Origin of the sequence: Nocardia sp. NPDC051981 (assembly GCF_040680715.1) — a bacterium.
In the GTDB taxonomy this organism is placed as follows: Bacteria; Actinomycetota; Actinomycetes; order Mycobacteriales; family Mycobacteriaceae; genus Nocardia.
This window is the reverse complement of sequence record NZ_JBFAXK010000005.1, coordinates 317,331-336,662: the sequence shown is the minus strand read 5'-3', so window position 1 is coordinate 336,662 and position 19,332 is coordinate 317,331. Positions and strand designations below refer to the sequence as shown.

17 protein-coding genes are annotated in these 19,332 nt (G+C 68.7%); 9 read left to right on the top strand and 8 right to left on the bottom strand.

Going from position 1 to position 19,332, the window contains the following annotated elements:
- Positions 1-31 precede the first annotated feature (31 nt).
- Genes AB0L60_RS12940 through AB0L60_RS12930 form a run of 3 tightly spaced genes read right to left on the bottom strand, consistent with a single transcriptional unit; the run spans position 32 to position 2,978 of the window.
- On the bottom strand, positions 32-976 hold the full coding sequence (locus tag AB0L60_RS12940) for a PHB depolymerase family esterase (protein WP_364611834.1): 945 nt from the start codon (positions 974-976) through the stop codon (positions 32-34).
- Positions 977-1,023: 47 nt separating this feature from the next.
- The gene (locus AB0L60_RS12935) at positions 1,024-1,560 is read right to left on the bottom strand and encodes a gluconokinase (protein WP_364611831.1); all 537 of its coding nucleotides are present in this window, start codon (positions 1,558-1,560) and stop codon (positions 1,024-1,026) included.
- An 8-nt stretch (positions 1,561-1,568) separates the two neighbouring features.
- Positions 1,569-2,978: a gluconate:H+ symporter gene (locus AB0L60_RS12930; RefSeq protein WP_364611828.1), complete on the bottom strand. Its 1,410-nt coding sequence runs from the start codon at positions 2,976-2,978 to the stop codon at positions 1,569-1,571.
- Between the two features lie 141 nt (positions 2,979-3,119).
- Here AB0L60_RS12930 and AB0L60_RS12925 point away from each other — a divergent pair, with 141 nt between their 5' ends.
- The gene (locus tag AB0L60_RS12925; protein WP_364611825.1) at positions 3,120-3,839 is read left to right on the top strand and encodes an FCD domain-containing protein; all 720 of its coding nucleotides are present in this window, start codon (positions 3,120-3,122) and stop codon (positions 3,837-3,839) included.
- A gap of 48 nt (positions 3,840-3,887) precedes the next feature.
- On the opposite strand, the gene AB0L60_RS12920 is transcribed toward AB0L60_RS12925, so the two are convergent.
- Positions 3,888-4,334, bottom strand: a complete 447-nt coding sequence (locus tag AB0L60_RS12920) for a hypothetical protein (protein WP_364611822.1) — start codon at positions 4,332-4,334, stop codon at positions 3,888-3,890.
- 249 nt (positions 4,335-4,583) lie between these two features.
- On the opposite strand from AB0L60_RS12920, the gene AB0L60_RS12915 reads away from it, so the two are divergent.
- The 3 genes from AB0L60_RS12915 (at position 4,584) to AB0L60_RS12905 (ending at position 8,719) form a co-directional block, all read left to right on the top strand.
- A complete protein-coding gene (locus AB0L60_RS12915; RefSeq protein WP_364611819.1) occupies positions 4,584-6,086 on the top strand; it encodes a serine/threonine-protein kinase in 1,503 nt (500 codons plus the stop codon).
- 178 nt (positions 6,087-6,264) lie between these two features.
- A complete protein-coding gene (locus tag AB0L60_RS12910) occupies positions 6,265-7,479 on the top strand; it encodes a cytochrome P450 (protein WP_364611816.1) in 1,215 nt (404 codons plus the stop codon).
- 10 nt (positions 7,480-7,489) lie between these two features.
- Complete coding sequence (locus AB0L60_RS12905) at positions 7,490-8,719, top strand: cytochrome P450 (RefSeq protein ID WP_364611813.1); 1,230 nt, start codon at positions 7,490-7,492, stop codon at positions 8,717-8,719.
- Between the two features lie 95 nt (positions 8,720-8,814).
- Here the strand turns inward: AB0L60_RS12905 and AB0L60_RS12900 are convergent, their stop codons facing one another.
- A complete protein-coding gene (locus AB0L60_RS12900; protein ID WP_364611810.1) occupies positions 8,815-10,233 on the bottom strand; it encodes an amidase in 1,419 nt (472 codons plus the stop codon).
- A 265-nt stretch (positions 10,234-10,498) separates the two neighbouring features.
- Here AB0L60_RS12900 and AB0L60_RS12895 point away from each other — a divergent pair, with 265 nt between their 5' ends.
- Both AB0L60_RS12895 and AB0L60_RS12890 read left to right on the top strand, forming a co-directional pair.
- The gene (locus AB0L60_RS12895; protein WP_364611807.1) at positions 10,499-10,906 is read left to right on the top strand and encodes a hypothetical protein; all 408 of its coding nucleotides are present in this window, start codon (positions 10,499-10,501) and stop codon (positions 10,904-10,906) included.
- A 212-nt stretch (positions 10,907-11,118) separates the two neighbouring features.
- Positions 11,119-12,144: an alpha/beta hydrolase family protein gene (locus AB0L60_RS12890; RefSeq protein ID WP_364611804.1), complete on the top strand. Its 1,026-nt coding sequence runs from the start codon at positions 11,119-11,121 to the stop codon at positions 12,142-12,144.
- 10 nt (positions 12,145-12,154) lie between these two features.
- On the opposite strand, the gene AB0L60_RS12885 is transcribed toward AB0L60_RS12890, so the two are convergent.
- Positions 12,155-12,679, bottom strand: a complete 525-nt coding sequence (locus AB0L60_RS12885) for a PadR family transcriptional regulator (protein WP_364611801.1) — start codon at positions 12,677-12,679, stop codon at positions 12,155-12,157.
- A gap of 118 nt (positions 12,680-12,797) precedes the next feature.
- Here AB0L60_RS12885 and AB0L60_RS12880 point away from each other — a divergent pair, with 118 nt between their 5' ends.
- Complete coding sequence (locus AB0L60_RS12880; protein WP_364611798.1) at positions 12,798-14,102, top strand: carotenoid oxygenase family protein; 1,305 nt, start codon at positions 12,798-12,800, stop codon at positions 14,100-14,102.
- A 215-nt stretch (positions 14,103-14,317) separates the two neighbouring features.
- On the opposite strand, the gene AB0L60_RS12875 is transcribed toward AB0L60_RS12880, so the two are convergent.
- Both AB0L60_RS12875 and AB0L60_RS12870 read right to left on the bottom strand, forming a co-directional pair.
- Positions 14,318-15,850 carry a hypothetical protein gene (locus tag AB0L60_RS12875; RefSeq protein ID WP_364611795.1) on the bottom strand — a complete coding sequence of 511 codons (1,533 nt, stop codon included), beginning with the start codon at positions 15,848-15,850 and terminating at the stop codon, positions 14,318-14,320.
- The gene (locus AB0L60_RS12870; protein ID WP_364611792.1) at positions 15,850-16,476 is read right to left on the bottom strand and encodes a hypothetical protein; all 627 of its coding nucleotides are present in this window, start codon (positions 16,474-16,476) and stop codon (positions 15,850-15,852) included. The genes AB0L60_RS12875 and AB0L60_RS12870 overlap by 1 nt, the downstream gene beginning before the upstream one ends.
- A 119-nt stretch (positions 16,477-16,595) precedes the next feature.
- Here AB0L60_RS12870 and AB0L60_RS12865 point away from each other — a divergent pair, with 119 nt between their 5' ends.
- On the top strand, positions 16,596-16,973 hold the full coding sequence (locus tag AB0L60_RS12865) for a hypothetical protein (protein ID WP_364611789.1): 378 nt from the start codon (positions 16,596-16,598) through the stop codon (positions 16,971-16,973).
- A 603-nt stretch (positions 16,974-17,576) separates the two neighbouring features.
- Entirely contained in the window at positions 17,577-19,208 is a 1,632-nt protein-coding gene (locus AB0L60_RS12860) for an ABC-F family ATP-binding cassette domain-containing protein (protein WP_354845378.1), read from the top strand.
- Positions 19,209-19,332: the final 124 nt, after the last annotated feature.

The following is a 19,332-nucleotide window of genomic DNA, read 5'->3' as shown; positions in this document are numbered from 1 at the left end:
CCTGGCGGTGATGCGTGGATTCACCCGGCGGCTAGGCGTGGAACTGGGCGAAGAATTGCCAGATCACGTCGGTGGCGTCGAACTGGTGGGTGACCTTGCCGACAATCACCTGCGGCAGGTATTGCGGGCCGTCCGGCCAGGTGTGGCCGCCCTCGGCGATCGAATAGAGCTGGACCTCGGCGCCGTTCGCGCAGTCGGAGGACTGGACGGTCACGGTGGTGCCGTCGTCGGTGCGCTGCGGGAGCGTGGTCGTGGTTGCCGCGTCGCAGGAGTTCTTCTCCCGCCACAGCTGCTGGGTGGCGTCGACCGAGAGCACCGGGCTCGAGCCCGCGCCGTGGTGGCCGGAGGTGACGCGCACGACACCGCCGCCATAGGGGACGATCGGGTCGGAGGTGCCGTGGATCTCCAGGATTGGCAGGGAATGGGTTGGGGTGCAAGCGGATACGTCGGCCTGGGGGAGCGGGCCCGCCACCGGGGCGATGGCCGCCAGCTTCCCGGACAGGCGGCAGCCGAGGTCCTCGGTGAACATGCCGCCATTGGACATGCCGGTGGTGTAGACGCGGGTGGGGTCCACGGAGTCGTTCGCGATGATCCGGTCGATCACGGCCGCAACGAAGCCCACGTCGTCGATATTCGCGGCGCTGGCATTGGTGTCGTCGCCGCGGCCGTCGTTCCAGGACTTCTCGTAGCCGTTCGGGTAGACGGCGATGAAACCGTCGGCGTCGGAGGCTCTGTCGAAGCCGAAGGAACCGGCCATGTTCTCGGCATTGCCGCCGCCACCGTGGAAGGCGAGCACGGCGGGCAGCAGGCCCTGGGGTCGGTTGGCGGGGTAGTGGACGATGTATTGCCGCTGCAATCCACCGTATTCGAGGGTGACGGTGGTGTCGCCGGCGGCGCGGGCCTGCGGGTGCCCGCACCCGGCGGCCATGAAGGCGGTGGACAGCAGGATCGCCGCGGCGAATCTCGGTGCGTGCACGCGAGTGATCGTAGAGAGGCAGCCTGAAGCTGAGCTGAAGCTTTGTGTCAGCTGTGAGCCTGGATGGCGGCCAGTGCCGCGGCGGCGACTTCGCGTGGGGGAGGGCCGATTTCGATGCTGAGAATATGCTCGTCGGGACCCGGCGCCTCCAGGGTGCCGAGCTGGGAATCGAGCAGGCCCGGCGGCATGAAATGGTCCATGCGCGCGGTGAGGCGGCGCTGCAACTCGTCCCGGGATCCCGTGAGATGCAGGAAGGTCAGCACCGCGCCGGGGTGCCCGACGAGGCTGCCGCGCAGCACGTCCCGGTAGGAGCGTTTCAAGGCCGAGCAGGTCACGACGGCCGAGCGGCCCGCCGTGAACTCGTCGGACATCCAGGCCGCGATGGCCTCCAGCCACGGCTCCCGATCGGCGTCGGTGAGGGCGTGGCCCGCGGCCATCTTGGCGATATTGGCGGGCGGGTGCAGGTCGTCGCCCTCCAGGAGATCCCAGCCCAGGCTGCTGACCAGCATGCCCGCGACCGTGGATTTCCCGGATCCGGCGACGCCCATGAGCACCACGATCTGCGGTCGCGCGGGGGTTGCCATCACTGCTCCTAGACGACCGCGCTCAGGGCGAGCACGCCCGCCAGCCCGGCCAGTGAGATCACGCATTCCATCAGGCTCCACGACTTCAGCGTCTGCACGACGTCCAGGCGCAGATACTCCTTGACCATCCAGAACCCGGCGTCGTTGACGTGCGACAGGAACAGCGAGCCCGAGCCGATCGCCAGCACCATGAGCGAGACGTGGGAGGTGCTGAGCCCGGCCGCGACCGGAGCGAGAATGCCCGACGCCGTCACCGTCGCGACGGTGGCCGACCCGGTGGCGACCCGGATCAGGGCGGCCACGAACCAGGCCAGCAGCAGCACCGGCAGGCTGCTGTCACGAATCGCGTCGGCGATGGTGCCGGCGATACCGGTGTCGACCAGCACCTGTTTGAAGCCGCCGCCCGCGCCGACGATCAGCAGAATTCCCGCGACCGGCGGCAGCGCGCTGTTCATGGTGTCCGCCAGGGCGTCCCGCGTCATGCGGCCGCCACGGCCGAGCACGATCATGCCCACGATCAGCGCGATACCCAGTGCGACGACCGGGGTGCCGAGCACATCGAGAACCTTCTTCACCTGGGACCCGGACTTCGGCGAGACCACGTCGAAGACCGCGCTGCCCAGCATCAGCACGACCGGCAGCAGGATGGTGGCCAGCGTGGCGGTGAAGCTCGGCCGCGGCCCCTGCTCCGCGGCGGGTCGCCCGGCGGGGCCACCGGTCGAGAACAGTTCCGGCACCGGCACATTCACCCAGCGCGCGACCAGCTTCCCGAACAGCGGCCCCGCGATGATCACCGTCGGCACCGCCACCAGCACGCCGAGACCCAGCGTCAGTCCGAGATCGGCCTTGAGGGCCGCCACCGCGACCAGCGGACCCGGGTGCGGCGGCACCAGCCCGTGCATGGCCGACAGGCCCGCCAGCGCCGGAATCGCCACCGCCATCAGGGGAAGTCGCGACCGGTTGGCGACCAGCAGGATGACCGGCATCAGCAGCACCACGCCGATCTCGAAGAACATGGGCAGGCCGATGATCGCGCCCACCAGGCCCATCACCCACGGCAGCGCCCGCGGCCCGGCCCGGTTCACCAGGGTGTCGACCACCTGATCCGCGCCGCCGGAATCGGCGAGCAGCTTGCCGAACATGGCGCCGAAGCCGATCAGGATGCCGACGCTGCCCATGGTCGAGCCGAAGCCCTTCACGAAGGAGGCCACGGTGTCGGCCGCGCCCAGCCGGGCGACGAGCCCGACCGCGACCGCGCCGATGGCCAGCGCCAGGAACGGATGCATTTTCAGCCAGGTGATGAGGCCGACGATGAGCGCGACACCGAGCACGGCCGCGGTGATGAGCTGGGCGCTGCCGGTGTGCCGGGTGGCCGCGTCGGCCAGGTTCGCGGCAGCGAGGGGTTCGAGGTTGGGCATGACGCTTCTTCGAGTCGAGGTGGAGTGATCCAGGGCACAGAGCCCAATATGGAGGACTATATCAAGCCGTATCGCTAATAAGTACTACGTATTCCCCTCTGGATGCCGATAGATATGCCTCGGATGTGTGACACTGAACCCATGGTCGACCGTGCCGAGTCCTTGCCCCTGCACGAATCGGTGCTGGATCGGCTAGGCGCCGACATCGCCTCCGGCGGCATCGCGCCCGGCACGCGCATCTCCTCCGATGAGATCGCCACCCGCTTCGACGTCTCCCGCACCGTGGCCCGCGAGGTCGTGCGGGTGCTGGAATCCCTGGGCATGGTCAGCATCCGCCGGCGCGCGGGTATCACCGTGCTGGACCCCGCGCACTGGCATGCGCTGGACCCCAAGCTGATCCGCTGGCAGCTCGCCGGCCCGCACCGCTTCGCCCAGCTGGCCTGGCTGGCCGAACTCCGTTCCGGCATCGAACCACTGGCCGCGCGCGGGGCCGCCGCGCACGCGACGCCGGAGCAGTGCGCGGCCCTGACCGCGGCGGTCATGGGCATGTCGGCCACGGCCCGCGCCGCCAACAGTGCCGCCTATCTCGACCACGACATCGCCTTCCACGCCACCCTGCTGGCCGCGTCCGGCAATCCGCTGCTGCAGGTCTTCGCCCCGATCATTCGCGAAGTCCTCACCGGCAGAACCGAACACGAGCTCATGCCGGCGCAGGCCAATCCGCAGGCCCTGCAGCTGCACGCCGCCGTCGCCGCGGCGATCCAGTCCGGCGACGGCCCCGTCGCCGAATCCGCCATGCGCGAGATCGTGTCCGAATCCGCCACCGCGATCGCCTGCCTGCGGCCGGCGACGCCCGAATAGCGCTGCGGCCAGGGCACACAGCGCTCGCTCAGGGCACACAGCGCCTGCTCAGGGCACGATCAGATACCACTCCGCCCACGGGCCCTGCAGCGGCCAGCTGTTGGCGAACAGCTTGGCAAGTCCCATCCCGACCCACAGGTCGACCGTCTGGGTCTCACCCGGACCAGCGCCGGTGCGCACATAGACATCCCGCGAGCCGCCGCCCGCGGACCCCAGCCAGCCCAGCACGATGTGATTGCCGCACGGCCCACCCAGATAGCCCCTCGGTGTCACGTGCGCGGTCACATGGCCGGGCATGCCGTGCGCGGCCTCCAGACCCACCGCGATTTGTCCCGCACAGAAATTCGCGTCCCCGAAGGTGAACACCGTGGTGCCGAACGGCGCCCACTGCGGCAGCCAATCCGCCTGCGCCGGGGCCGCGCTCACCCCGCCGACGCCCAACGCGAGCCCGGCGGCCGCGATCACCCCCGCCAGCATCCGTACAGTCCTCATCATCGGATGTCCTTCCGGCCGGCCGAATTCCACGACCGCACAGCCCGGCTCCCGCCATCCGGCCCAGGACGACCCCGACGACTCGCCCCGTTGCGCGCGGAAGTCGTTCCCCTCCAGCGTATCCAATCCGCACCCCCCGTTTACCCCCGTTTCGTGCCGGATGCCGGGCCGCGGAACCTGCTGGGGCGGGCGGCGGACTCGGCCCCGGCTGGCCGGTATTGTCTGCGGTGCACGTGGATCGGGAGGATTTGGTTGGCTGAGCAGCTCCGAACCGGCGTGGTCTTCGCCGGATATCGGGTCGAGCGACTACTGGGTGCCGGTGGGATGGGCGAGGTGTATCTGGCCCATGATCGGGACCTACCCAGGTTCGTCGCATTGAAGCTGCTCAATCGCGTGGCCAGCGATGACGACGAGACCCGGCAGCGTTTCCTGCGGGAGGCGAACATCATTGCCCGGCTGTCACATCCGAACATCGTCACCATCTACGCCCGCGGCGAGGAACAGGGACAGCTGTGGCTGGCCATGGCCTACGTCGACGGCTCCGATCTGGCCGCCGAACTGCTGGACGGGCCCCTGGAGCCCGCCCGCGCCGCCGCCATCACCGCCGACCTGGCACGCGCCCTTGACTACGCCCACGAGGCGGGCGTGCTGCACCGCGACGTCAAGCCCGCCAATGTGCTGCTGACCGCCCAGCCGCGAGAGTGGGCGCTGCTCACCGACTTCGGCATCGCCGAGTCCCGGCACGAGGTGCGCGGCATCACCGAGAACGGTGAGGTGGTGGCCAGTTTCCAGTACACCGCGCCGGAGCGTTTCAGCGGCGAGGCCCGGGTCGATCGCCGCGCCGACGTCTACTCCCTCGGCTGCACGCTGTTCGAAATGCTCACCGGTGCACCGCCGTTTGCCGACACGGATCTGCCGCGGCTGATCTACCGGCACGTCCGGGCTCCGGTGCCCTCGGTGCGGGAACGGAATCCGGCGCTGCCCGCCGCTCTGGATCCGGTGCTGGCCCGGGCGATGGCGAAGAATCCCCGGGCCCGATTCGCCAGCTGCATCGAGCTGTCGGTCGCGGTGAGCGAGGCGATCGAGAGCGCGCGGCCTCGGACACCGGCGCCGTCGCTTCGGGAGACGCACAGCCACAAGGCGATTCCATCGTCGCGCCAATGGACGCGATCGCGCACCCTGCTGGTGTTCCTGGCCGTGGCGCTGCTGGCCGGAGCGGCGGCCGCCGCCGTCGGAATCCTGACCACGCTCGCCGACTCCGGCCCGCACAGTGCGGCCGGGGCCCCGACCAGCTCCACGGCGGCAGGACCCACCCGCCGCAGCACGAGCATCGTCCCCACCTCGATCACCGCGTCCGCGGGCGCGGGCGCGGCCGCCGACGGCTGCCAGTCCCGCCGCACCCCCGACGGGGTGACCGGCACCGATCCGGGCGGCATCGCCAGCGGCCCCGACGCCGTCCTCGCTTTCGAGTACGCCTACTACGTGCTCCGCTCCGGCAGCGTCGCACGGGAATTCGTGGCCGAGGACGCGGCGAACGTCGCGGACGCCGCCAAGATTCAGAGCGGCATCGACTCGCTGCCCATCGGCACCCGCTACTGCGTGCAGGTCAGCCGGATCGCCGCCGCCGACGACGACCACTGGGCGGTGAAGGTCGCCCAGCAGCGTCCCGGCGAACTTCAGGACGTCTTCACCCAGACCGTCACCACCCGCACCGTCGGCAGCCGCACGCTCATCACCTCGATTGTCGAGGAGTAGGACCGGCGGTTGCCGTTTCACAAAAGGGGTGGGTGTGCTGCCAGGCTGCTAGGGTTCGAAGCGTTGACTCGACGGGGACGACCCGGTGGGTCCGGTGAAAGTCGTTCGTCGGTAGGGAGTTTCGGACTTGGAGTCGACAGGATCGTGGAGCGGGGTCTCGGGGGCTGGGGGCTGCCCGGTGCGCGGAGGGTCGCCGGTCGGCCTGGCAGAACGCCGGATTCTATTGGGGACACCGGAATTCGCGGCCGATCCGCACCGCGCGTACCGCGAGATGCGCCGCCAGTACGGCTCCATGGTGCCCATCGAGCTGGCGCCCGGGGTGCCCGCGACGCTGGTGGTGAGCTATCGGACAGCGCTGCGAATCCTCAATGATCCCGAGCACTTTCCGGCCGATCCGCGGGTCTGGCAGGAGGGTATCCCCGAGGATTCGCCCATCCGGCCGATGATGCAGTGGTACCCCAACGCGCTGCGCAATGCGGGCGCCGAGCATACCCGCTACCGGCAGGCATACACCGCCGGTATCGACGGGATCGACCTGCACGCCGTGCATTCCACGGTCGAGGAGATCGCGGCCCGGCTCATCGCGGGCCTGGCCGCCGAGGGCGGCGCGGACCTGGTGTCGCAGTACGCGCTGCCGCTGGTGTTCGAGGTGCTCAACCAATTGGTCGGCTGCCCAGCGGATATCGGCCAGCGGGTGGCCACCGGCATGGCCGCGCTGTTCGACACCGTGAATGCCGCGTGGGGCATGCAGACCCTGGCCGAGGCGCTCATGGAGCTCATCGCCATGCGCCGCGCCGAGCCCGGCGACGACGTCACCTCGCGCATGGCCCATCACCCGGCCGCGCTGAACGACGAGGAGATGCTGTACCAGCTGGTCAGCTTCTACGGCGCGGGCCTCGAGCCCATGCAGAACCTGATCAGTAACACCCTGCTGCTCATGCTCACCGACGAACGTTTCGGCGGAGACATGCTGGGCGGCAGCCTATCCACCCGCGACGCACTCGACGAGGTGCTCTTCAACGACCCGCCGATGGCCAACTTCTCCATCAGCTACCCGCGTCAGCCCATCCTCATCGACACCACCTGGCTGCCCGCCCATCAGCCGGTCCTGATCAGCCTCGCCGCCTGCAACAACGATCCCGAGATCGCGGGCGGCGACCGCACCGGCAACCGGTCGCACCTTGCCTGGAGCGCGGGCCCGCACGCCTGCCCCGCCCGATCGGTGGCCTACCTGGTCGCGCAGACCGCCATCGACCAGCTGCTGGACGCGGTGCCGGACCTGACGCTGGCCGTCCCGAAACACAACATCTCCTGGCGACCCGGTCCGTTCCACCGCGCCATGGTGGCACTGCCGGTCGAATTCCCGATCAGTCCCGCGCCGCGCGCGGTGTAAGGAGCGCTCCATGTCCCAGAGCCCGATCGTGCTGGATGTCACCGGCACCGACATCCAGGGCGAATCCGCCCGGATTCGCGAGCAGGGCCCCGTCACGCTGGTCGAGCTGCCCGGCGGCGTGACGGCGTGGTCGGTCACCGACCAGGCCGTGCTCAAGACCCTGCTGGCCGATGCCCGCGTCTCCAAGGATCCGCGCCAGCACTGGTCCGCGTTCATCAACGGCGAGATCACCGAGGCCTGGCCGCTGCTGCCCTGGGTGGCCGTGGAGAACATGTTCACCGCCTACGGCGCCGACCACCGCCGGCTGCGAAAGCTGGTGTCCCCGGCCTTCACCCACCGCCGGACCACCGCCATGCGCGAACGCATCGAGGCCATCGTCGCCGAGCTGCTCGACGAGCTGGCCGCGCTCCCGGCGGGCTCGGTCGCCGATCTGCGCTCGCTCTACGCCTATCCGGTGCCGATCCGCGTGATCAGCGGCCTCATGGGGGTGCCCGAGCACCTCGACGCCGCCATCCACAAGTGCGTCGACGGTTTCTTCGACGGGTCCCTGTCCGCCGAGGAGTCGATGGCCAACTTCCTCGAAATGTACGAGCGCGTGGGCGAACTCGTCGCCTACCGCCGCGACAACCCGGGCGACGACATCACCACCGCCATGATCGCCGCCCGCGACGACGAGGACGGCTCGCAGCTGGCCGACAAGGAACTCGTCGAAACCCTCATGCTCGTCATCAATGCCGGGCACGAGACCACGGTGAACCTGCTCGACCAGGCCATCGTCGCCCTGCTCACCCACCCTGAGCAGCTGGCCGCGGTCGTCGCCGAGCAGGCGTCGTGGAACGACGTCATCGAGGAGACCCTGCGATTCCAGTCGCCGGTGGCGCACCTGCCGCTGCGATACGCGGTGGAGGACATCGAGATCGACGGCTTCACCATCCCCCAGGGCGAGGCCATCCTGGCCTCCTACGCCGGCGCCAGCCGGGACCCGCGGATCCACGGTGCGACCGCCGACAGCTTCGACATCCACCGGGATACCAAGGACCAGCACGTCGCCTTCGGCTACGGCGCCCACCACTGCCTGGGCGCCCCGCTGGCCCGGCTCGAGGCCGCCATCGCGCTGCCCGCCCTGTTCGAGCGCTTCCCGAACCTCCAGCTGGCCACGGACGCAACCGAATTGACCCCGCTGGGCAGCTTCATCTCCAACGGGCACACCAGCCTGCCGGTGCGGCTGGGCGGCGAGTAGTCACGACCGTTGGCGGGCCGGGTTCGCGCCCGGCCCGCGAGCGCGGCTCCGCGGCGGGGCTCGACAGTGGCTCCGCCTCGGGCTTCGAGAGTGAATCAGCCCGCGGCGATGGGCGGCCGCACGGTGCCGAATCCGGTGGCCTGCTCGAAGGCGTGCCCGACCTCCAGAACCAGGTGGTCGGCGCGATGCGGTCCGACGATCTGCAACCCCACCGGCAGCCACGCCGTGGTGAATCCGGCGGGCACCGACAGGGCCGGACAACCGGTGGCACTGATGAAATACGCCGACCGCATCCAATCCAGATAGGTGTACATCGGCTCGCCGTCCACCGTGTCCGGATACTCGAGCTCCACATCGAACGGCGGCACCTGGCTCACCGGCAGCAGCAGCACGTCATAACGTTCGAAGAACTCCCGCATCCGATGGAACAGCATCGTGTGCAGCACTTCGGCCTCGGCGATGTCGCGCCCGCTCAGCGCCAGCCCCTGCTCGATATTCCACACCAGCGACGGCTTGACCCGATCCCGGTGCGCCAGTAGGGGTTCCAGCGCCAGCGCGAACAACCACGCGCGCAGCGTCCGGAAAACCTGTTCTGCCCCCGATAGATCCGGGCAGTCCTCGGTCACGACCGCACCGAGTTCGGAGAACACCCGGACCGCCGGTTCGAGCACCTCCCGCACCGCCCGATCGACCGGCACCGCGCCGCCCAGGTCCGGCGACCACGCCACCCGCAGCCCGCGCAGATCCCGGTCCAGGGATCCGGTGAAGATCGAGCCGGGTTCGGCGATCGCGATGGGACTGCGCGGATCGGGGCCCGCCAGCACCGACAGCAGCAGCGCCGCATCGGCCACCGTGCGCGCCATCGGCCCCTGCACCGTCAGCGTTCCCCACGCGTAGGGGTCCGGCCAGGTCGGCACCCGGCCCGGCGACGGCCGGAAGCCCACCACATTGCAGAACGATGCCGGATTGCGCAGCGACCCGCCCATATCGCTGCCGTCGGCCAGCGGCTGCAGACCGCACGCCAGCGCGGCCGCGGCGCCGCCGCTGCTGCCGCCCGCCGACTTGCCGAGATCGTAGGGATTGCGGGTGGCCCCGAAGATCGGATTCACGGTGTGCGAGCCGGCCCCGAACTCCGGCACATTGGTCTTGCCCACGGTGATGACCCCGGCCGCGTGCAGCCGCTCGATCAGCAACTCGTCGCGCTGGGGGATCTGCCGCGCCAGCAGCGGGCTGCCGTAGGTGGTGCGGATGCCCGCGGTGTCGTGGGTGTCCTTGTGCGCCATCGGAATTCCGTGCAGGGGACCCGGTTCGGCCCCGGCGGCCACCCGCTGGTCGGCGGCGCGGGCGGCGTCGAGCGCCTGCTCGCCGACCAGGGTGACGATGGCATTGACCTTGGGATTGATCCGCTCGATCCGATCCAGGTGGGCGCGTACCACCTCGACCGCCGAGACCTGGCGGGCGCGCAGCCAGCCGGCCAGCTCCCGCGCGGACGCGTAACAGATGTCGGAATCCACCGGCGCTCCTCATGATCCGGATGCGATTGCCTCGGCTCCCATAGTGACGCCCGCAGCCCGAATCCTCGACCCCTGTCGTGCACCCGGATGCCCGGCTCGATGGCTGCCGCGTGGTTGCGGGGTGGATGCGGGACCTGCCGCGCAGTGTGGTTCCCCCGCTTTCCGGGGGCCGCCCGTTGGGCGCTCGAGCTTCGGCGCGATACTGGCCGGGCGTCTTTCCACGTGTGTTCAGCGATCCAGATCCGTCACACAGGAGGAACGAAACATGGTCACCATTCGAAACCATCACCGCTCGACCGTCACCGCCGCTGTCGCCGCGGCCCTGGGCGCGGGAGTGCTGCTCGCCGCGGCGCCCGCGCTGGCCGCCAACTCCATCACGGTCGAGTCGGCGGGAGCCTCGTCGATCGGCATCGACTACACGTGCGAGGCGTCCGCGGGCGTCGCCGGCATCCTGGCCATGGTCGGCGATCCGAACGCGGACCGACCGGCCGCCACCGGCCAGCAGGACTCGTTCACCTGCGACGGCGCCGAGCACGCCGCGAGCATCGCGCTCACCCCGGTGGCGGGGGAGACGCCGCTGGTATCGGGCGCCCCCGTGCAGGTCCGGGTCGCGCTGGTCGATCAGAGCCAGACCGTCGTCTCCGGGACTGCGAGGTTGCTCACTCTTGGCTGAGCCTTCGGTGCGCAAGCTGTTTTCTGCGCGACAACATTCTGAAACCTGCCGTTAGACTCCGGCTGCCAGACTCGCCGCCGCGCGCCCGATGAGCATTCCGTCGGGCCGCGGACGGCGTCGCCGTCGGAGTAGAACAGTCGCCAGGTCATGCGTGCCGGCGGCACGCGAGAACCAGGACCCAGGACGTGCTTTACCGCTCGATCATGTGCAGCATGGCAGTAATGGCTGCGGCGGGGCTCGTCTCGCTGTCCGCGACACCCTTCGATCCGGCGGCGCGCGCCCAACCGGATGTGGTGACGCCCGCCGATCCGGGGACCGCGCCGACGGCGCCGGACGGCTCGGCGATTGTCGGCACCCGGCGCATCGACGAGCGGCACCTCCAACTCACTGTGCACTCCGCCGTCATGAACCTCGACTTTCCGGTGGATGTGCAGTTGCCCGCCGACCGGTCCGCGCGCCGCCCGGTGCTCTACATGCTCAGCGGCGGCAGCGGCGGCAAGGGCGCGGCCTCCTGGGATCGCCGCACCAATGCCTTCGACTTCCTGGCCGACAAGGACGTCAATGTCGTGCAGCCCATCGGCGGCGCGGCGTCCTATTACGCCGATTGGCGGCAGCCGGATCCGCGGCTGGGCGTCATGAAGTGGTCGACCTACCTCACCGAGGAGCTGCCCCCGCTGATCGATGTTGCGCTGGGCACCAATGGCGTGAACGGCCTTGTCGGAGTATCGATGTCGGGGACGTCGGTCCTGCAGCTGCCGATCGCCAAACCCGGCCTGTACCGCTCGGTGGCGGCCTTCAGCGGCTGTGCGCGGATCGCCGATCCAGTGGGTGAGATGTATGTCCGGATCACGGTCGGGTTCGGTGGCGGCGACGCCGGCAATATGTACGGCCCGTCCGGTGACCCGATGTGGGCGGCCAACGATCCCTACCTGCACGCCGAGGCGCTGCGCGGGCTCGACCTGTACCTGTCCAGCGGCAACGGCATGCCCGGGCCGCACGACAAGGCCGGGGACCGCCACTTCGCCGGTGCCGGAGACAGTCTCGCGAACCAGATCCTGGTGGGCGGCATTCTCGAGGCCGCCGTCGACCAGTGCACGCACGCCATGGCCGACCGGCTCGCCGACCTGGGCATCCCGGCCACCGTGGAACTGCACCCCTACGGCACCCACTCCTGGGGTTACTGGGACGACGAGCTTCCCGCCTCCTGGCCGGTGCTGGCCCACGGGCTCGGGTTGTAGCGCGAGCCGGTCAATCCTGTTCCGGCGGTAGCTGTTCCAGCGCCCATCGGGCCCAGTCCCGGTTCATGGCGGTGGCCCGGGCGCCGTATTCCAGCGCGAGGTGGCCGTAATGGGACAGGTTGCTGTCGGTCCAGTCGATGTTCTGCTCGAGTTCGCCCAGTTCGGCGTGGGCCTGCTCGGCGCGTTCCGCGATGCCGGCCAGATAGGCGCGGGCCTGCTCGGGCGGCAGGATGCCGAGGAAGAACACGCGCAATAGCGTGTCATTGCGCGTCACCTGTTTCGGCCGGGTGGTGGTGAGCCAGGTGCGCAGGTCGTCGAGCCCGGCGTCGGTGATGGTGTATTCCTTGCGGCCGCGCGGGCCTTCGTCGCTCACGGCGATGAATCCGGTGTCGGCGAGTTTGGTGAGCTCGGTGTAGATCTGGCTCTGTGTGGCGGGCCAGACATTGGCCAGCGAGTGCTTGAAGGTCCGCAGCAGGTCGTAGCCGCTGGCTGGACCGTCGGACAGCAGCCCGAGCAGGGCGTACCGGAGACTCATGCGCTCATCTTACATTCCAGTATTGACATGTCGAGGATGGAGGCCCAAGCTTGGACATGTCAGAACTGGAATGTCGCGACGTCGAGGAGCCCGCTCCTTCGGCAGGCAGGTATCGAACATGACCACACCTCCCCATCTCACCGGCAACTACGCGCCCGTCGCCGACGAGCTCACCACCCACGACCTACCCTGCACCGGAACGATTCCCGAGGAACTCACCGGCTGGTACCTGCGCAACGGGCCCAACCCGCACGCGGCGGCCTCCAAACACTGGTTCCTCGGCGACGGCATGGTGCACGGCGTGCGGATCGAAGGCGGGCGCGCGGTGTCCTATCGCAATCGGTGGGTGCGCACCAGCACCTTCACCGACGGCGCCCGGGGCATCGACGAGCAGGGCCGGCGGGATTTCACTGCGGGGGTGGCGAACACGCACGTCATCCGGCACGCCGGACGCACGTTCGCGCTCGTCGAATCCTCGTTTCCCTACGAATTGACCTGCGATCTGGACACTCTGGGACCGCACGATTTCGACGGCAAGCTCACCACCGCCATGACCGCGCACCCGAAGACCTGCCCGGTCACGGGGGAGCTGCACTTCTTCGGCTACGACTTCTTCGAGCCCTACCTGACCTATCACCGCGCCGACGCGGCCGGCACGCTCGAGCTCAGCCGCCAGATCGATGTCCCGGCCGCGACCATGCACCACGACTTCGCGCTCACCGCGAACCACGTCGTATTCATGGATCTGCCGGTGGTTTTCGACCTGCCGACCGCCATGACCGGTGCCGGCATGCCGTTCCGGTGGAGCGACGACTACCAGGCCCGCCTCGGCGTCCTGCGCCGCGACGACCCGCACGGCGAGGTGCGCTGGTTCGCCATCGAACCCTGCTACGTCTTCCACACCCTCAACGCGCACGAGGAAGACGGCCGGATCGTGCTGCACGCCATGCGTTATCGGAGCATGTGGCGCACCGACTCCCGCGACTTCGACGAGGGCGCGACACTGTGGCGCTGGACCCTCGACCTCGCCACCGGGGCGGTCCGCGAGGACCAACTCGACGACCGCATCGCCGAATTCCCGCGCATCGACGACCGCCTCGCGGGCCTGAACGCCAGCCACGGACACGTGTCGGTCTCCGACGGCGGCGCCGGCGCGCTGCTCCGCTACGACCTCCACACCGGCTCGAGCGCCGCCCACACCTTCGGCCCCGGCCGCCTCCCCGCCGAGGCATCCTTCGCCCCCGCCGACGAGACCCCGGGCGGCGCAGGCTATCTCATGTCCTACGTCTACGACTCCGCCGAGGACCGCAGCGACCTCGTCATCCTCGACGCCACCGACCTGGCGGCCGCACCGGTGGCCACCATCCACCTGCCCCGCCGCATCCCGCACGGCTTCCACGGCAACTGGCTGCCCGACCACTGAGACGCGGTGGTAGTCGGGCCACCGACCCGTGCCGGTTCCCGGCCCTGCCCCTTGGCGGACAACCTCCGGGTGGTCATCGTGGAGCTCGATCCGGCCCAGCCGACCCGGCTGCAGGGAGGCGACCGCCATCGATCACGGCTTCCCGCATGCCTTTCTGTGTCAACCGGTGACTCGCAGCGTCATCGCGGGCGAGTCGACCGTCACACCTCAGTGAATCAGCGGGTGCGGGACAGCGTCAGGCCGAGACCCTCGATACTGAATTCGTTCGTGGTGACGCGGACCGGCGCATCGGTGAAACGGTGTCCCGCGAGGGCGGTCTGGAGGAACTCGCGGACCGGTGCCGGCTGATCCGGGAGGGTGGCGAGGGTGTCCGCGGGGATCTCCACGGTGCCGTCGAAAGCCCTGGGCTGATCGGTGATTCCGGACGCCTGGACCGTCTGGCGGAGTCCGTCCACGGTGTGCAGGGTCAGGTCGAGGTGGCTGCCGTCGACGAGTTCCAGGCGCAGCGGGGTGGGGGAGACCGCGACATCGAAGGACTCGATCCGCACGGCGACGCCCGACGCGGTCCGGCCCGCGTAGGTGTACGGCGATGCCGCCACGGTGTCATCGGCCGAGTGGTCGGTGTTGTCCAGCAGGCGGCCTGCCAGCGGGAGGTCGGTGGGCACGAAATCCCAATGGTCGGCGGTGAGTTCCTTCACCCAATAGCCGGTGCGCCCGCCGTCGACGCCCTCGACACGCAATTCACGTGCGTCGGAACCGATTCCGGTCTTGTGCACGGAAACCCTATCGGTGATCCGGCCGGGAATCCTGGGCTGCCGCAGCCAGTCCGGCGCGGGCAGCTGGATCGCCGCGTAGTGACCGTCGATCCGCTCACCGAGCATGTCGGGCGCCGCGGGCCGTCCCCGCTGGTCCTCGTAGGAGTAGCGGAAGAACACCTTGTCCGCGCCGGAGATGTCGAAATCGTAGAGCCGCGTGTAGAGATTGCCGAACCGATCCACGACCAGCGTGGTCGATCCGCTGGTGGACAGCGCCACCGCGCGGAAGCGGCCCTGGTCGGGTGTGGACATCTCGTAGCTGTGGTCCAGCGGCAGCCACGGGTCCACGTAGTGGATGCGGTGACCGTCGTCGGTGAGTGCGAAAACGTGCGACACCTTCGCGCCGCCGACATTGTGGTCATTGCCGGCGGTGTCGCGCCAGAGGTGATCCTCGTTGGGCGACAGCACCGACCAGGTCCAGGCGATCGTGCCCGGCGGCAGGGTGTTGCCGGGGCCGGTCCACAGTGGTGTGCCGTAGCGGCTGCTCCAGTTCCAGTCCGCGGGTGCGCTCAGGATGTGGTCCATGGTGAAGAAGCGGCCGTCGACGTCGATGGCCATGAGTTCGTCGTCGTCCGCCGAGACTCCGGCGATCCGGCCCGTCATGCACCCGGGCAGCGGTAGCGTGCGCCAACCGCCGTGCGCGGCTGCCTGTTTCACGTAGACGGACCCGTCGCGCACGGCGAAGGACCAGCGGCGGTTGAACGTCTCCGCGGTGGTCCGCAGGAACACCTGATCCGGTAGCGGGATTGCGGCGGCCGGGAATGCGTCGAGTCCGGCGGTGGTCTCGTCCGCACCCAGTTCGGGCGTGCCGACGGTGCCGAGCAGTGTGCACGCGGGCGGTTCGGCGGACGCGATCTGCGGGGGCGCCGCCACCGCGAGCGCGAGTCCGGCGGCCGCGGCGAGCATGCCGCGCCGCACTGCGGGTTCGACCATCACAACCACCCGAGGGAGCCGAAGACGATCAGGGCGAGGGCGTCGATCCCCAGAATCGCGCCCACGGCAATGGCTTTCGCCCGCACCGTCTTCAGGTCGTGGACATAGAAGCAGGCGACGAAGAACGGCACGTATCCGAACAGCCAGATGAGGTACGGGAAGCCCGCGTGCCACCAGGACCAATCCCAGGTCAGCACACCCGCCTTGTTCAGCAGCACCTCCACGCCGACCGCGGCCGCGGAGTTCGCCGCGATGAGGACCGGCCGGTTGGGCAGGCCCAGGATGCGAACCTCCTTGGGCGGCAGCATCTTCGCCGCGGCCACACCCATGATGGCGAACATGAAGCAGATCTCGATATTGAGGCCGATCAGGATCTGATACGCCGTGGGCCCGGTCGCGCCCCACACCGGCGCGCGCCCGGTGGCGTGGAAGACCAGCGAGTTCCAGATCTCGTTGAACCAGTCCATGCCCCACAGGGCCAGCCCCGCGAACAGCACATTCCAGTTCCGCCGTTCGACCTCGGTCGCATAGACGTAGATGACGACCAGCAGCAGCGGAATCACGTACCACTTGAACTGGCTGCTGTCCCGCAACAGCTCGAGCGCGGCCCGCGCGTGATCGGTCATCGCCGAACCCCTCCTCATCACCGTTGAGCCTGGCGAGTGTGTGACAAATCAACGTGAAATGTCAACATGTAAGCCAGAATTGCCGGTGCCGGGATCGGACCCGAAGCAACACCATCCCGATGTGGCAGTGGATCGGTGGCGATCCGGCCGGCACCTTCGGCTACCGAGATCGCAGCATTCGAGAACCGGCCGGTGCATCCGTATTATTTTCCTGCTGTCGGGCAGGCGTCCTTTATTGCCAGACCGACCAATTTGGCCGCGTCGTCGTGCGAAAGGTGAATTCCGGTCGTGCCATTGTTCAGGTCGGTGCGGAAGCTGGTCGCCAGGGAGTAAATAGCGGCAGTCGATTCGGAACCCGATTGAAAATCATATCCGCCCTCACATTCGGGTCGTTCGAAATGACCTCGGGCGGCTGCGGCGTCGTGCAGGAACTGTGTTCGGTGGTGAGCCCCGACGTCGAGGACAGCGTGGACTGGGGTGGATGCCAGGTGTCATGAGGCCCCTGCCACGGCCCGGCACCCTGCGGAAAGTCGTTCATCGCTGATCCTGTCGACCAGAGTGGAATTCGGGTGTGCACGCTGCGCGGAAATTGCCACCCGTCCAGTTCGATTACGCTACTCACTAATTCGAATGCAACACTTACGTTCAGACTTCCCGAGTCGGGAGAGACTCACATGAGCTGAATCGAATAGAGTCGATGGCTGCGCTACCAAGCCCATGCCGAATCCAAATAGATACCGGGTGAGTAGAGGTGTCGACGCGACAATCCGACCCGCCATCATCCCAATTCATCGTCAATCGGAATGCGTGTCGTTCCCTATTCGCCACGGCGGTGCGCGCCCCACGAACCACCGGCGATGCGCCTTGCGAGCGTCACCGGCGATGCGCCCCGCGGTCGGCCCTCGCCGGGGTTGCCGTCGCGCGCCGACCGGCTCCGGGAGTGTGACCGCCGTTACCCGGTTCCCGGTCTGCGGTAGCGAAGGATGTGCTCGATTCGGTCCAGGGCGGTGGCCCCGGTAAAATCGGTGGTTCTTGTGTGCCGCGATGGCGCACACTCGTTCAGTTAACTACCGGCATCCGCTGTACCCGAGGAGACGCTTGTGATCACCGCGACCGACCTGGAGGTCCGGGCCGGAGTCCGCACCCTGCTGACAGCGCCGGGGTCGGCGCTGCGGGTGCAGGCCGGGGATCGGATCGGGCTGGTGGGGCGCAATGGTGCCGGGAAGACCACCACGCTGCGCATTCTCGCCGGTGAGGGTGAACCCTACGCGGGCAAGGTCATCCGTTCCGGTGAAATCGGCTATCTGCCCCAGGATCCGCGCGAGGGCAACCTCGATGTGCTCGCCAAGGACCGCGTGCTGTCGGCGCGTGGGCTCGACGCCCTGCTGCGCGATATGGAGAAGCAGCAGGCGCTCATGGCGGAGGTCGCCGACGATGCCGAACGCGAGAAGGCCATCCGCAAATACGGCCGGCTCGAGGAGCGCTTCTCCGCCCTCGGCGGCTACGTGGCCGAGAGCGAGGCCGCCCGCATCTGCCATAGCCTGGGCCTGCCCGACCGGGTGCTGAACCAGCAGCTGCGCACCCTCTCCGGCGGTCAGCGCCGCCGAATCGAGTTGGCGCGCATCCTGTTCAGCGCCTCCGACGGCAGTGGCGGCAAGTCCGACACCACGCTGCTGCTGGACGAGCCCACCAACCACCTCGACGCCGACTCCATCACCTGGCTGCGCAGCTTCCTGCAGAACCACGACGGCGGCCTCATCGTCATCTCCCACGATGTCGACCTGCTCGGCGACGTGGTCAACAAGGTGTGGTTCCTCGATGCCGTGCGCGGCGAGGCCGACATCTACAACATGGGCTGGAAGAAGTACCTCGACGCCCGCGCCACCGACGAGCAGCGCCGTGTCCGCGAGCGCGCGAATGCCGAGAAGAAGGCGTCCGCGCTCAAGCAGCAGGCCGCCAAGCTCGGCGCGAAGGCCACGAAAGCCGCTGCGGCACACCAGATGGTCAAGCGCGCCGAGCGCATGCTGGCCGAGGCCGACGAGATCCGGGTGGCCGACAAGGTCGCGCGCATCAAGTTCCCCGAACCGGCCCCCTGCGGCAAGACGCCACTGATGGCCACGAACCTGACCAAGCTCTATGGGTCGCTGGAGATCTTCACCGGCGTGAACCTGGCCATCGACAAGGGCAGCCGGGTCGTGATCCTCGGCCTCAACGGTGCTGGCAAGACCACCATGCTCCGGCTGTTGGCCGGGGTGGAGACCCTGACCGCGGGCCAGATCGAGCCCGGACGCGGCTTGAAAGTCGGATATTTCGCCCAGGAGCACGACACTCTGGACGATCAGGCCACGGTCTGGGAGAACATCCGCCACGCCGCACCCGATGCAGGCGAACAGGATCTGCGCGGTCTGCTCGGCGCGTTCATGTTCTCCGGCCCGCAGCTGGAGCAGCCCGCCGGCACCCTGTCCGGTGGCGAGAAGACCCGGCTGGCGCTGGCCGGTCTGGTCTCCTCGGCCGCGAATGTCCTTCTGCTGGACGAACCTACGAACAACCTCGACCCCGTCTCGCGTGAACAGGTGCTCGACGCGCTGCGCAGTTACGCGGGCGCGGTCGTCCTGGTGACCCACGACCCGGGTGCGGCCGAGGCGCTCAACCCCGAGCGGGTCATCATGCTCCCCGACGGCACCGAGGATCACTGGTCGCAGGATTACCTGGAACTGATCCAGCTGGCGTGAGAGTGCTCCTCCCGCACGGAAAAACGCGTGGTCGCCAAAAGTCGGTGACTCACATCACAGCGTTTCGTTGATCACAGGCATCCGAGTCTCTAACCTGGAATCAGGCGCCCACGGCGACTCGGAG